Source organism: Bacillus sp. Hm123, from assembly GCF_051842975.2.
Classification (GTDB): domain Bacteria; phylum Bacillota; class Bacilli; order Bacillales; family Domibacillaceae; genus Bacillus_CE.
Genome location: NZ_CM200277.1, coordinates 718,810 through 733,257, shown reverse-complemented (window position 1 = coordinate 733,257; position 14,448 = coordinate 718,810). Strand labels below are relative to the sequence as shown.

Annotated in this window: 10 protein-coding genes and 1 pseudogene; 8 read left to right on the top strand and 3 right to left on the bottom strand. The window is 40.4% G+C overall.

All coding sequences use genetic code 11. The features are described from left to right. Positions 1-28: 28 nt before the first annotated feature. Together ACSVDJ_RS03835 and recQ are read right to left on the bottom strand one after the other, a co-directional pair. Positions 29-2,158, bottom strand: coding sequence for an ATP-binding protein (locus ACSVDJ_RS03835; protein ID WP_518620045.1), 2,130 nt, complete (start codon positions 2,156-2,158; stop codon positions 29-31). Between the two features lie 390 nt (positions 2,159-2,548). Beyond that, on the bottom strand, positions 2,549-4,672 hold the full coding sequence (gene recQ / locus ACSVDJ_RS03830; protein ID WP_439170151.1) for a DNA helicase RecQ: 2,124 nt from the start codon (positions 4,670-4,672) through the stop codon (positions 2,549-2,551). A 174-nt stretch (positions 4,673-4,846) separates the two neighbouring features. Here recQ and ACSVDJ_RS03825 point away from each other — a divergent pair, with 174 nt between their 5' ends. From ACSVDJ_RS03825 to ACSVDJ_RS03790, 8 genes and pseudogenes are all read left to right on the top strand, one after another. Next, a complete protein-coding gene (locus ACSVDJ_RS03825) occupies positions 4,847-6,505 on the top strand; it encodes a glutamine--tRNA ligase/YqeY domain fusion protein (protein WP_439170150.1) in 1,659 nt (552 codons plus the stop codon). Between the two features lie 189 nt (positions 6,506-6,694). Then, the gene (locus tag ACSVDJ_RS03820; protein ID WP_439170149.1) at positions 6,695-7,612 is read left to right on the top strand and encodes a proline dehydrogenase family protein; all 918 of its coding nucleotides are present in this window, start codon (positions 6,695-6,697) and stop codon (positions 7,610-7,612) included. Then, positions 7,608-7,736: pseudogene (locus ACSVDJ_RS03815) on the top strand (hypothetical protein); the annotation flags it as partial. The gene ACSVDJ_RS03820 and the pseudogene ACSVDJ_RS03815, both read left to right, overlap by 5 nt. A gap of 85 nt (positions 7,737-7,821) precedes the next feature. Next, positions 7,822-9,297: a sodium/proline symporter PutP gene (gene putP / locus ACSVDJ_RS03810; protein WP_439170148.1), complete on the top strand. Its 1,476-nt coding sequence runs from the start codon at positions 7,822-7,824 to the stop codon at positions 9,295-9,297. Positions 9,298-9,404: 107 nt separating this feature from the next. Further along, the gene (locus ACSVDJ_RS03805; RefSeq protein ID WP_439170147.1) at positions 9,405-10,637 is read left to right on the top strand and encodes a PucR family transcriptional regulator; all 1,233 of its coding nucleotides are present in this window, start codon (positions 9,405-9,407) and stop codon (positions 10,635-10,637) included. Between the two features lie 58 nt (positions 10,638-10,695). Further along, positions 10,696-10,857 (top strand): DUF8570 family protein, encoded by a 162-nt coding sequence (locus ACSVDJ_RS03800; RefSeq protein WP_439170146.1) that lies wholly within the window; start codon positions 10,696-10,698, stop codon positions 10,855-10,857. Then, complete coding sequence (locus tag ACSVDJ_RS03795; RefSeq protein WP_439170145.1) at positions 10,829-11,671, top strand: prohibitin family protein; 843 nt, start codon at positions 10,829-10,831, stop codon at positions 11,669-11,671. Before ACSVDJ_RS03800 ends, ACSVDJ_RS03795 begins: the two co-directional genes overlap by 29 nt. A gap of 255 nt (positions 11,672-11,926) precedes the next feature. Continuing rightward, positions 11,927-12,379: a hypothetical protein gene (locus ACSVDJ_RS03790; RefSeq protein ID WP_439170144.1), complete on the top strand. Its 453-nt coding sequence runs from the start codon at positions 11,927-11,929 to the stop codon at positions 12,377-12,379. Positions 12,380-12,475: 96 nt separating this feature from the next. Here ACSVDJ_RS03790 and ACSVDJ_RS03785 read toward each other — a convergent pair whose 3' ends face one another. Further along, positions 12,476-14,287: an acyltransferase family protein gene (locus ACSVDJ_RS03785; RefSeq protein WP_439170143.1), complete on the bottom strand. Its 1,812-nt coding sequence runs from the start codon at positions 14,285-14,287 to the stop codon at positions 12,476-12,478. Positions 14,288-14,448 lie beyond the last annotated feature (161 nt).

Sequence of the window (14,448 nt, the reverse complement as noted above, 5' to 3'; positions counted from 1 at the left end):
GAGAATAACTCGCTTTGCCTCCATTCTTTTACTGATTTAACGGAAATATCACTTCCACTATCGTGCCTTTATCTAGCTCACTTGTAATACTCATATTAGCACCATGAGCTTCAATAATGCGGTAGCTAACCATTAAGCCAAGCCCGGTTCCCTTCTCTTTCGTACTATAAAAAGGTTCGCCAAGCCGCGCTAACCTCTTTTCAGAAATGCCAACCCCTTCATCTTTAAAAGTGAACACGACGCCACTCTCTGTTAATTTCATTTCAATATCAACTTGCCCACCAGTTGACATCGCTTCGATTGCATTTTTTAAAATATTTATAAACACTTGCTTCATTTGGTTTCGATCACAGTAAATAATCGGTAATTGCAAAGAAAACTTTTGCTCGATTTGTACCCCATTCATATTCGCTTGAGCCGCTAGTAGCGTAATAACCTCTTGAATTAATTTATTCATATTCGTTGGTTGAGACTTCATCGCTTGCGGTTTACCGAGAACGAGAAACTCATTCACAATGGCACTCATTCGCTCAATTTCTGAATCAATGACTTCTAAATAAGGCTGCTTTTCTGGCGAGCCCTCCTTCATTAATTGAACAAATCCTTTAATCGAAGTGAGTGGATTTCTAATTTCATGAGCAACCCCAGCAGCTAACTCGCCAACAACCGTCAGCTTTTCCGATGTTCGAATCCATTCTTCCGCTTGAATTCTTTCAGTGATATCCGTTGAGACGTAAAGCGTTTGTTCCAATTGATTCAAGGCTGAAAAAATTGGCAAATGTGCGGTTTCTACATGGCGCATCTCCCCTTTAGAATTGATAAACATTTCTCTAACAAAAGGATTCGTCTGTCCCACCTCTTGCTCTTGTCTAAAGGAAAAGTCCGCTACTTTCTTTCCTTCAAAGTCAGCTACGTCACGACCGAGAAATGAAGCGAAGGATTGATTGACAAACGTAAAATACCCTTCTCCATCTACCGCATAAATATAGCTCGGATTCATGTCGATCACTGTGCGGAAGAATTCCTTCTGCCGCTGTAATTCTTCTTCTTTTCTTTGCAAGCTCACTTTCGAATGTCGCATATGTTCGACCATCTCGTTAAAGCGAGTCGAAAGCACACCAATCTCCCCTTTGACGATAGGGGAAATCGTCTGCTGCTCATTCCCTTTAGCCATTAAATCCACGGCTGTATACAACCGCCTAATCGGCTTTATCAGGTCTTGAGCGTATAAAGCTGTTAGTGCAGACAGAACAACAACAACGAAAATCGACATAATCCACAATGCCTTCATAAACAAATGATATTGATAATATACATCCTCTTTCGGAACTTCCGCTACAATGCCCCAATCCATCAATGGAACATATTCAAAAGAAGAAAAATAGTCGACATTCTCTTCATCTGTCACTTCTATATACCCTGACTCGTGTCTCTTTAACTTTTGAACAGCTGGATGTTCGGACATATCTTTGCCAATTTGATTCACATCTGGATGAGAAATCACTTTTCCTCGATGATCGACGATAAAGGCCGACCCAGCTTCTTCATGACCAAATTTGTACGTTTGAAAGATCGTTTGAAAATTTCGATTTTCCTTAATCCATAACGTCAAGTTGACAACGTGACTCACTTCTCCATCAACTATAATCGGGACGGAATAGACAATAACCGGCCCATGTGATGGCATATTTAACACATCACTCACATGAGGCTGTTTAGTCTCAAATGCCCGTTGGAAATACACTTGATCCTTTATATTTTTAGGTAAATGATGGCTCTCTTTCGGAAAAAAACTTTGCACATTCCCCTCTTTATCCGCAATCAAGGTGCTATCGACAAAAGAAGATAGATCACTTAGCATATTTAATTCCTTATATAACTCATCGGGATCCGTTGATTGCAGTTCCTTTCTCGACTGAACATGAGCAACGAGAGTCCTCATATCGCTTTCCACCACTGATATTTTCTCTTTAATTCGCTTCGCATTTCCATCTGTAATTTCCTGATAAATATCTTGAGAGATGCCAGGAAGAAGGATGCGAGAAGCAGTAAAAACAAAGAATAACACCGTAAAAATAATAGCCAGATTAATCAGAAATATTCTCCAGAAAATGTACGATTTATACCATTTCATTTTTTCACCTAGACCTCTAATCATTCGATCATTTTAACTTCATCTTACCAAATTCCTCTTTCTTCTGATAGATGCACTGAAAAATAAAAAAGCCTGTCCCCTACATGCTTTCATAGGGGACAAGCCATTTGACGAGATAATCTCGTTCTTATATGCATATATGCGTAACTCACAACGCTTTTTAATGAGTGTAGTTCTTCCTATTTTGGAATGAAACCGCCGCGGTTTTGTTCCACATCGTCGTTTATGATAAACCTAAACGACCTAAGCCCTGCCTTCTCTTAAGTCCTCGCGGCTCCGAAGCCGCTCCAGTGTGAATAAGTCTTGCGTCAAAAACATAGCAGAATGCCAGTATCTATATAAAACGTTCTAAGTTACTTTCTAACTTAATTTATTATAATATCATTATTCGTCTCATTCGTCAACCCTTTTTAACGCTAGAAAGAATTTGATCATTCCGTAAGTGACTTCATTTGGAAGCTGTTCTTTAATCGGTTTTAACTTATCCGTCCCGACCTGCGCTACTGCTTGTTCAATTAACGGTCGATAAGCAACCGGGACGAGTGCAGCCAAGTCAACATCCTTCCCTTCTTCTACACACTGTGCTAAATGGTTTTCAATCGTATGGAGCGAGATATTACGTTTTTCTGCAATTTCTTCAACAGTTAATTGTTCTTGATGCAAAACTAAAGTCTCCAAATGTGAGCCGCTCACTGATTTCTTCTTCGGCGTAGCTGGAACAACAGTGGTGCTGACTTTCTCTCGTTCTGGATGCTCGCTAACAAACTCAGCAATCACCTGTAGAAAAGCCTCCCCATACTTTTCAAGCTTACTGCTTCCGACGCCGCTCACGGTTAAAAATTCTTCATCCGATTGAGGAAGCTTCGCACACATATCTTGTAGCGTCGAATCTGAAAAAATAACAAAAGGTGGCACACCCGCTTCTTGAGCGAGTTGTTTACGCAAGCTTCGCAACTGTTCAAACAACGGATCATCTTTCGCAATTTGCTTCGTTTGCACCACTTCTTTTCGTTGAACAGATTGCTGACCAAGCAAAACATCTTTACCATTACTCGTTACAAAGATGGTCGGATACGTGCCATGCTCCACACCGAGTAACTCTTTCGAAATTAAAAACTCGATAAAGTGACTAACCTCTTTGGCACTTTGCTGTTTCATAATGCCGTATGTAGACAATTGATCGAAACGAAGCTCCAGCAATTTTTTATTTCTCGAACCAGTTAACACTTGCGCTGTCATCGCTTTACCAAAGCGTTGCCCCATCCGAATCACGCATGATAACACCATTTGGGCTTCTTTCGTGACATCGACACTGCTTCTTGAATCGATACAGTTTCCACAACGACCACAAGATTCTGAAGAGGGATCTCCAAAATACTTCACGACAAAGCTTTGTAAGCAGTTTTCGGTATGACAGTAATCGATCATTAACTGTAATTTCTCCAGCTCTTTCGGTATCCGCTCACGCTCTTGCGATTGATCAATTAAAAAACGCTGCGTCTGCACATCTTGCGAGGAATAAAGCAAAATGCACTCACTCGCCAAGCCATCTCGCCCTGCACGCCCCGCCTCTTGATAATAGCTTTCCATATTTTTCGGCAGTTGAAAATGAAGAACATAACGAATGTTAGATTTGTCAATCCCCATCCCGAACGCGTTGGTCGCAACCATTACTGACGCCTGATCAGTTAAAAAGCGGTCTTGCTCACTCGCTCGCTCTACGTCACTCATCCCGGCATGATAACGAGCGACGGAGATGTTGTTTTTTTTCAGAAGCTCAAATAGCTGATCAACTGTTTTTCTCGTCGCCGCATAAATGATTCCCGCTTCCTTTTCGTTCTTTTTAATATAATCTTTTAAAAACAGCTGGCGATCCTGCCCTTGAATGACAGAGAAAGAAAGATTTTCACGCTCAAACCCCGTCATGACTGTATGGCTGTCGTCAATAGAAAGCAAGCGACAAATATCATCGCGAACTTGTGGAGTCGCCGTCGCTGTCAGTGCTAGCACGATCGGTCTTCTGACAAGCAGATCCGCTAACCGCTGAATTTGCCGATAACTCGGACGAAAATCATGTCCCCATTGCGAAATACAATGCGCTTCATCAACGGCCACGAGCGGAATCTGTATTTCTCGCAATTCTTCAATAAAAGCAAAGGATTCTAATCGCTCCGGTGCGATATACAATAATTTATATTCCCCGTGCTTCGCCGCTGTCATCGTCTCACGGACCTCTTTCGGACTGAGCGAACTATTAATGTAAGCAGCCGGAATCCCTGCCTCTAATAATGTATCTACTTGATCCTTCATCAACGAGATCAATGGAGAAATGACAATCGTCGTTCCTTGAAGAACAAGTGCCGGAATTTGATAGCAAATCGATTTCCCGCCCCCCGTCGGCATCACACAAATGGTGTTCTTTCCTGAAAGAACGTGCTCAATCGCTTGCTCCTGTCCTTTGCGGAAAGCAGAATAACCAAAATGAGATTGCAACAATTGTTGGGCTTGTTCAAGCATTATGCCACTTCCTTTGTTTTTTTCATTATTATAACATGTGGAAATCGTATTTTTAGGATTCTTAGCTGTCTTTGCTCTTTACGGCCGTTTCTTTGACTTTCTACGCTTTATTTCTGTTCCTTATTTCTCTATAATAGGAATAACTAAAGCATATATAGAAAGGCTGGTTGCAGTTTGGAACAACATTCATCAAATTTTATTAGAACGATTATTACGGAAGATTTGGAGTCTGGAAAGCGAGATCACGTGATTACCCGTTTCCCTCCTGAGCCTAATGGATATTTACATATTGGTCATGCGAAATCAATCGTTATCAATTTTGGGTTAGCGGATGATTTTAACGGAAAAACAAATTTGCGTTTTGATGATACGAACCCATTGAAGGAAGATCAGGAGTACGTTGATTCCATTAAAGAAGATGTCAAGTGGCTCGGTTATGAATGGGATGAACTCCGTTATGCGTCTGACTACTTTGAAGAAATGTACAATAGAGCCGTTCTATTAATTAAAAAAGGCAAAGCCTATGTCGACGATTTAACAGCGGAGGAAATGCGTGAATATCGTGGAACATTAACGGAGCCGGGAAAAGAAAGTCCGTACCGTAACCGTTCAATCGAAGAAAACCTCGACTTATTTGAAAAAATGCGTAACGGTGAATTTGAAAACGGCTCAAAAGTGCTACGCGCTAAAATTGATATGGCGTCTCCGAACTTAAACTTACGTGACCCAGCTTTATATCGAGTCTCTCACGCAAGCCATCATAATACGGGTGACAAATGGTGCATCTATCCGATGTATGACTTTGCTCATCCACTAGAAGACGCGATCGAAGGCATTACCCACTCTCTTTGTACGACAGAGTTTGAAGACCATCGTCCGCTGTATGATTGGGTCGTAAGAGAATGTGAAATGGAGCATCAGCCGCAACAAATTGAGTTTGGTCGTTTAAATATTTCCAATACAGTCATGAGTAAGCGGAAATTAAAGCAGCTCGTTGATGAAGGATTTGTCGATGGCTGGGATGACCCACGTCTACCAACGGTTTCTGGCTTACGAAGAAAAGGCTACACACCGGAAGCGATTCGTCATTTTATCGGTGAAATTGGGGTTTCTAAAGGCTCTGGTGTAGTCGATTCAGCCATGCTTGAGCATTTCGTCCGTGAAGACTTGAAGCTGAAAGCACCACGAACGATGGGTGTGTTAAAGCCGCTAAAGGTCGTAATTACAAACTATCCAGAAGGTCAAGTCGAGTGGCTTGATGCAGAAATCAATCCCGAAAATCCAGAAATGGGCACACGAAAAATTCCTTTCTCTCGTGAAATTTACATAGAGCAGGAAGATTTCATGGAAAACCCACCGAAGAAATACTTCCGCCTCTTCCCTGGCAATGAAGTTCGCTTAAAGCATGCCTACTTCATTAAATGCGAAGAAGTGATTAAAGATGAAAACGGTGAAGTAATTGAGCTTCGCTGCACATACGACCCAGAAACGAAAAGCGGTTCAGGTTTTACAGGTCGTAAAGTAAAAGGAACGTTGCACTGGGTCGATGCGACACATGCGATTCCTGCCGAATTCCGTCTATATGAGCCGTTGATTTTAGACGCGGAAGAAAAGGAAGAAACAGAAGATAAAACATTCTTAGATTATGTGAATAAACACTCACTTGAAATCGTTGACGGCTACATTGAGCCAAATATGAAAGATGTGAAATCTCAAGATAAGTTTCAATTTTTCAGACACGGCTATTTCAACGTCGATCCGAAACATACGACGGAAGAAAAGATCGTCTTCAACCGCATCGTTTCTTTAAAAAGCTCGTTTAAATTGAAATAATAGAATGCACATACAAGTTAGGGGTTGTTATCATACTATACAATGATAACAACCCCTAACTTTTTCTTTTGTCACTCATCAACAAAAATGAAAGCGTTTTATTGTTTTTGTCGAACATTGTATATACATGTGACGAAATTGTAAAATTATTATGACATCAAAACAACTTCTATAGGAGGTGCAACAACAATGGAAGCGTTAACTAGAGATTTTTTCTTATTTTTATCCAAAAGTAATTTTCTTAATAAATTAGCTCAAAATAGCGGTGGAAATTTTGCTGCAGGAAAAATTATAGGTGGGACGGACTTTAAGAGCTCGATTAAATTTATTCGTCAATTAAATAAACAAGGATTATCAGTTACGGTCGATCACCTTGGAGAATTTGTCGATTCAAAAGAAGTCGCTAATGAAAGAACAGAGGAATGTATCCAAACAATCGAAATGATCAAAAAAGAAAATTTAGATTCACAAGTATCTTTGAAAATGACATCTTTAGGACTCGATATTGATCACGACTTAGTTGTAGAAAATATGACACGAATTTTAGATGCCGCAGAAAGAAATCAAGTCATGGTGACAATCGATATGGAAGATGTGCCACGTTGTCAAGCAACACTTGACTTATTTAAACAATTTAAAGAAAAGTATCATTACGTAAGCACGGTACTACAAGCTTATCTTTATCGAACAGAAACTGATCTAGAAGATGTAAGCGATCTCAAACCGTTTTTGCGTCTCGTCAAAGGAGCGTATAAAGAAGCTCCTGAACATGCTTACCCTGAAAAGAAAGACGTAGACGAAAATTACAAAAAACTGATTGGACAAAGCTTGTTAAATGGAAACTACACAGCCATCGCTTCCCACGATGATCAAATCATCGAGTTCACAAAGGAGTTCGCGAAAAAACATAACATTCCTACTAGCCAATTCGAATTCCAGATGCTTTACGGAATGAGAAACAAGACTCAGCTTGATCTTGTGAAGCAAGGCTACAAAATGCGTGTGTACGTGCCATACGGCCTTGATTGGTATGGCTACTTCATGAGACGACTAGCTGAACGTCCTGCCAATCTCGCCTTTGTGTTCAAAGGTATGGTGAAAAAATAAAGTGAAAGACCTTGAATTAGCCGCTCAATCAATCGTGAAATCAGTGTTCAACTTCTCTGTATGAAAATGTTCTGCATGTTCTCGTGCTGTAATCGTAGAAAACGTGTATAATCAAGTTCTAAACTGAACTTTTCGGGTCAGTCCCCTAGTGTATTTACGCGTTAAAGGGGCAGGGGCCTGACCCCTTCATCAAGAAGCAAGGGGGTTATATGTTGGATTATTCTTTAATTATATCTGTCATTGTATATATGGTTGGTATGCTGTTTATTGGTTATTTCGCTTATAAGAAAACATCGAATTTATCAGATTATATGTTAGGTGGACGCGGGTTAGGTCCAGCTGTTACAGCTTTAAGTGCGGGCGCTTCAGATATGAGCGGCTGGCTCTTAATGGGGTTGCCTGGAGCCATGTTTGCGACCGGTCTCAGCTCTTCTTGGATCGTCCTCGGTTTAACACTTGGAGCTTGGGCAAACTGGATTTATGTCGCTCCTCGATTACGAACTTATACAGAAGTAGCCAATGATTCCATCACTATTCCAGGCTACTTAGAAAATCGCTTTAATGATCAATCGAAAATTCTACGTTTAATTTCCGGATTAGTCATCTTAATTTTCTTTACTTTCTATGTTTCTTCAGGAATGGTTTCCGGAGGCGTATTGTTCCAAAACACATTTGGAATGGAATACCATACAGGTCTTTGGGTCATCACAGCGGTTGTTGTTGCCTATACTCTTTTTGGTGGATTCTTGGCGGTAAGCTGGACGGACTTCGTTCAAGGTTTAATCATGTTCCTTGCCTTAATTCTCGTTCCTATCGTTACACTCATGCATATTGGTGGACTTGGTCCGGCGGTTGATACACCACGCTCTATCGATCCATCTTTACTAGACATTTTTAAAGGAACTAGCTTTTTAGGCATTGCTTCCTTATTCGCTTGGGGCCTTGGATACTTTGGACAACCTCATATCATCGTTCGTTTTATGGCGATTACATCTGTGAAAGAAATTAAAAAAGCACGCCGCATCGGGATGGGCTGGATGGTCTTCTCTAGTATCGGTGCGATGTTAACAGGTTTTTTAGGTATCACGTACTATCATCAAAATGGATTAACACTTAGCGACCCCGAAACGATTTTTATTAAGTTAGGCGAAATTTTATTCGATCCAATTATTACAGGCTTCTTAATTTCAGCCATTTTGGCCGCTGTTATGAGTACGATTTCTTCTCAATTACTCGTTACATCAAGTTCTTTAACAGAAGATTTATACAAGACCTTTTTCCGTCGCTCTGCTTCCGACAAAGAACTAGTTTTCTTCGGGCGTTTGTCCGTCCTGCTTGTATCAATTGTTGCTTTGACCCTTTCTTGGGAAAAGAGCACAACGATTCTCGATCTTGTTGGCTATGCATGGGCAGGGTTTGGTTCTGCATTCGGTCCGATGATCATTCTCAGCCTCTACTGGAAACGCATGACGAAATGGGGCGCGTTAGCCGGAATGATTGTAGGTGCCGTAACTGTTATTGCTTGGTCACAGATCGGGTTATCAGATATGTTATACGAAATGATTCCTGGTTTTGCTGCGAGCCTTCTTTCGATCATTATCGTCAGCTTAGTCACTGCTAAACCATCTTCACAAGTTGAACAACAATTTGATGAGTTTGAGCAACAATTGAAAAAAGAAATATAATACACTAACACAATGAAAAGGACTGGATCATTCCCAGTCCTTTTCTTGTGTCCATGCATATTAGATGTATAATTAAGTATATGTTAATAGAGAAGGAGGAATATTGAATGCGTGTGGAATTAGAAAAAATCCTTTCTCTAACCGATGTGAATGAAATTACAGAGTTAATTAGCCAATTTTTAAAGAAACCTGTTGTGTTAGAGGATGATCAATTTTCTTTACTAACTTATAGTTCTTATTCAATCGAAGCGTTTGATCAAGCAAATAAAGAAACGATTTTCTCGAAACGCTCGCCGATTCCCATTTTAGAGAAATTTATCGAGGAAGGAATTATCGATCAATTGAAATCGATTCCAGAGCCTTTTCGTGTAAAACAAATCGATGAAATTGGATTAAATCAACGCATTGTCGTTAGTACAAAATACAAGGAGCAAATCTTCGGCTACATTTGGGTGCAAGAAACCGAACCGCTTCTTTCCGATGAAGAACTAGATTTTCTCCATCAACTCTCTTCGCATATCGGCATGCTGCTCTATAAGAAAAAACAGCTAAACATGATGGAAAATAAAGAGAAAGATCATTTCTACAAAAAAATCATTGACCATGTCTATCGAAATGAGAATGAAATCAAATGGGAGGCCGCCAACCATAACCTCATCCTCCCTGCGACGTTTATCGTCAATATTTTCACTATGACACAAGCAGATGACGACACCTTTGATGAACTAACAGAAACAGTGAGATTGTTTGCCAATGCCTTAAAACACCCCTCTCACCTATTCATTGACCAACAAAACATCGTTGTTCTCATCGGTAGCCGCTCATCAAGCCATAGCCATATTCATGAAAGCGCGCTGGAGCTAACTAATACGATCTTAAGCCAATGTAAAGATCAAACGGTATGCGCTGGGATTGGAAACTCATATTCCTCAATCTCAATGCTCAGAAATAGCTATTTAGAAGCGTTAGAAGTCATTAAAGCGGCAAAGTTTCTCGGTTCATCGACACGAGTATCTCCTGACTACACTAAGCTAGGCGTCTTTCGTTATTTAGAAGTGATTCAGCGCCATAATCAGCAAACGCAATATGTAAATCAAGATTTACTCAAGCTAAAGAAAAAAGATCAAGAAAGCCAAAGTGATCTATTAAATACGGTCGAAGCCTTTCTAACAAACAATTGCCGGATGAAACAAACAGCGGAACAACTATTTATCCATCCAAACACATTAAAATATCGAATGAAACAAATTGATGAATTAACGGCGATTGATTTCAATGACGTCCATGTCAGATGCCAATTATTTATCGATCTTCAATTGTTGAAGCGAGAAGGTTTCTAATAAAAATTGATGACATTTTTATGAAAGAATGTCAAAATGGAGAGAGGAGGCGATTAGTATGAAAGTTCTTATCGGGTCAATTATCGTCGTTCTACTGCTAGGCTTCGGAGTTTGGCTCATGCTGTCCCCCTCTTTTAAAAGAGTCGGTGACACGGCATATAAGCTAAAAAAGAAATTAAAGGAGGACGACAATGGAAAACACGAACAACACAAAGGGTAAAAATCGCAAAATTATTGGTGGAACCATTATCGCGATCACATTAGCTTTGGGCGTACTTATACTTTCTATGTTTATTGAAAAAATTCCAAATGGCTATGTTGGCGTCGTCTATAGTCCAAACGGCGGTGTGCAAGACGAAACGTTAGGACAAGGCTGGCATCTCGTTGGTCTATTCGATAAAGTGACGATGTACCCTGTCAGAATGCAAACTGTCAATTACAAAGACATTCAAGTCGCGACATCGGACGGAAAAAATGTTACGGTCGATTTCGCTTACAACTACAGCATCCAACCGGATAAAGTCGTTGATGTCTTTAACAAATTCGGTCCGATCCCTGTGGAGCAAATCGAAGAATCTTACTTAAAAACAAGACTATGGGACGCTGGTCGTAAAGCGATTGCTAAATACTCGGTCATCGATACGTACGGAGAGAAATCGTCTGAAGCTGCCGTCAATGTCCAAAATTTATTTTCTGAAGACATTGGTGACTTAGGCTTTGCCGTTGATAACTTAACATTAGGTGTGCCAAAGCCCGATAAAGCTACTCAAGCGGCGATTGATCAACGCGTCGGTGCAGCACAAGAACTCGAAAGAAAACAAATCGAACTAAAGATTGCTAAAGCAGAAGCCGAAAAGAAAAAAATCGAAGCCCAAGGGATTGCTGAATACAATGAAATTATTAGAAAATCAATCTCTAAAGAAGTGATCCAAAACAAATGGATCGAAAAATGGGACGGAAAAATGCCAAAAGCAACTGGCTCTAATCAGTTAATCGAAATTCCGATTGATGAATCAGCACCAGCAGCGAAATAACCATGAAGAGGAAGCGATAATTTTTCGCTTCCTCTTTTTTATCGGCTCTGTTAAAGTATAATGTTGATATTTGATACCTTTCCAAAATGTTGTCATAACAGGAACGAACATTTGCATCGGAGGGTTCAAAGATGAGTAAAGCGTTCAGCAATTTATTAAAGAATTCTTACTTTCGTCATTTGTATTTGAAATGACGGATACTTATGATAGTTTGCATTTATCTAAATTTAGTGTGTAACAGGTGGTGAACATAGGATGAAACTTCCTAATGGAGTAACTGGTTTTTATAATTCAGAAGCCAATAAACCTCCAAAAATAGAAGAGAAACAGTTCAAGCAATTATGCTTCGACATTGTATCTCGTAACGGTGGAAAAGTTATATGCTTTAATACACCTAAATCCCCATCAAATTTTTATTTTGCTCAAGTTGAGATTTTAGGTAATAGATTATATATCTTGCTGAATGAACATTATCCTTATCTTACTTTTGCATCAGCCGTGGAATTTGGAGACATCAAATTCATCGACAATCCCTTTTCTTATGAACAATTTGCTCCTTTCTATCAAATAATCGGTACAGTAGAACTAAACAGTCCTTTTAATCAAAATATGGTAAAGAAAGCAGACTTAAATAGTGCTGAATTGGAACAACTTGCTTACTGGAAGCCTGAAACGGTAGGTCAAATAATCTTCAACTACTGGGATTAAACAATTAGGAACTCCAATTTTTATAGAGTTCCTAAATTTTATTTAAAAAACAACATTAAAGTTTAACAAAGCCTTTTTATTAAAAAAGAAGCCACCTCATGAGGCCACTTCTCCTTTCTCTATCGCATCCAAAATAAGCGAAGCATATACCTCTCGCCCTTCTTGCGATAAGTGAACTTGATCCGAAATAAAATAATGAGGATGATGTTGACTAGCTTCATACCAGTCAACGAGAGTTACGTTGGAAAATTGACCAGCGATCTCCTTCAGGTCCGCATTCACTTCACGCTCCCAAGAACGAGGCACACGCGTATTGATGAGTAAAATCTGTTTGTCAGAACCGAGCGATTCCACCATCTTTGCTAGCTGTTCTTTCGCCATCGGTCCATTCGATCCTAGGCCGATAATCACGACATCGCCTAATTGTCCTTGTTGCTCCATTTGTTGAGCCATTTCTATTCCTTCCGACATTTGCCGACCAACTTCTGCTTCCATCACAAAATTAGGAAACTGTTGCTTCAAAAGAGGATTGGCCGCGATCATCACGGAATCCCCAATGGCCGTTACTTTTCGTAGTTCTCGCTCCTGCTCAGGCTGAGCGACAGCTTGTACGGATGAATCTTTGTTCTGTTTCAATGCTGGCTTTTGAACAGCTTCAATCGGTGCTTTTTCCGTTTTCACAAGCTTATCCGAATCCGCTTCAGAAGCCGAGGCCATATAAATACCGAACGTGGAAACGATCAACACAAGCAGCGCACTACTAACAGTTAACCACCGCGAAGTCGACACATCCTTCATTCTCCACTCTCCTGAATGCCAAGCTCGCAATCGGTCACCGAGATCGCCTTTTCGTATCGGTTGTTCAATCAATTGATACGATAGAGCGGACAAGGAAAAAATCAAAACAAGCTGAAGACTAGCTTTAAATAAATCTGTATCCATTCCTGCACCCGTCAATACGATCACCGGAAAATGCCATAAATACATCCCGTAAGACCGCTCACCAATCCAACGTAAAGGCTTGAAACTGAGTACCTTTCCTAAGCGGCTAGCTGGATGAGCCAGCACCGCCACGACAACCGCTGTCGCAATCGATAAGAGCACCATGCCCCCACGATAAAGAAAGGTGTCGTATTGAGTAGAAAAACAAACCATGAGAAAAAACAGCAACAAGCCGAGACTACCGATAACATCTAAAAAGTTCCTTGGCATGCCCTCTACCTTGTGCGACAGCTTGCGGCTCGGCCAAACGATCGCTAATGCCGCCCCAATTAATAGCGAAAACGCTCTCGTATCCGTTCCATAATACACTCGACTCGGGTCTGTACCAGGCTCATACATGAAAGCCATCAATAACGCTGACAAAATAGCTCCCAACATCGTCAAGCCCAACAAAATGCGACGCTTCGGTATATATCTCAATCCCAAAAAAATAACAACTGGCCAAATTAAATAAAACTGCTCTTCTACCCCTAACGACCAAAAATGCGTCAGCAAAGCAGGTTGAAAACTGTCAAAATACGAGACCTCTTGAAAAACAAGCCACCAGTTACTGACATACAATAAAGCAGCTAATACATCTCCTTTTAGACGAACTAAAAAGCCTTGATCAAATAATGCCACATATGCAACGACTACAACGAGCACCATGAACATCGCAGGAAGGAGCCTTCTTGCCCTCCGAATCCAAAACCGCTTGAAATCAATCCGCTGTGTCTGATCCCATTCTGTCAATAATAAATCGGTAATCAAATATCCCGACAACACAAAAAAGACCGTGACTCCTAATAGCCCTCCTGACATCCATGGAACTTCTAAATGATAAAAAATCACCGCTAACACTGCTAACGCTCTCAATCCGTCCAAACCATACATATAACGACGATTTTCTTTTATCGGCTCAGGCACACCTCTCACCTCTCGCACAAACGTTCATTTTCCTTCTATTCATACCCTTCTTTTCTTACTAATAGCCGCGTTCTACTGTGAAAGTTACTACACATTTTACCATTCGAATTCCAAATCATCAATGAAGCCAACTAGTCTTTCTAACCCAAAATTCCGACGGC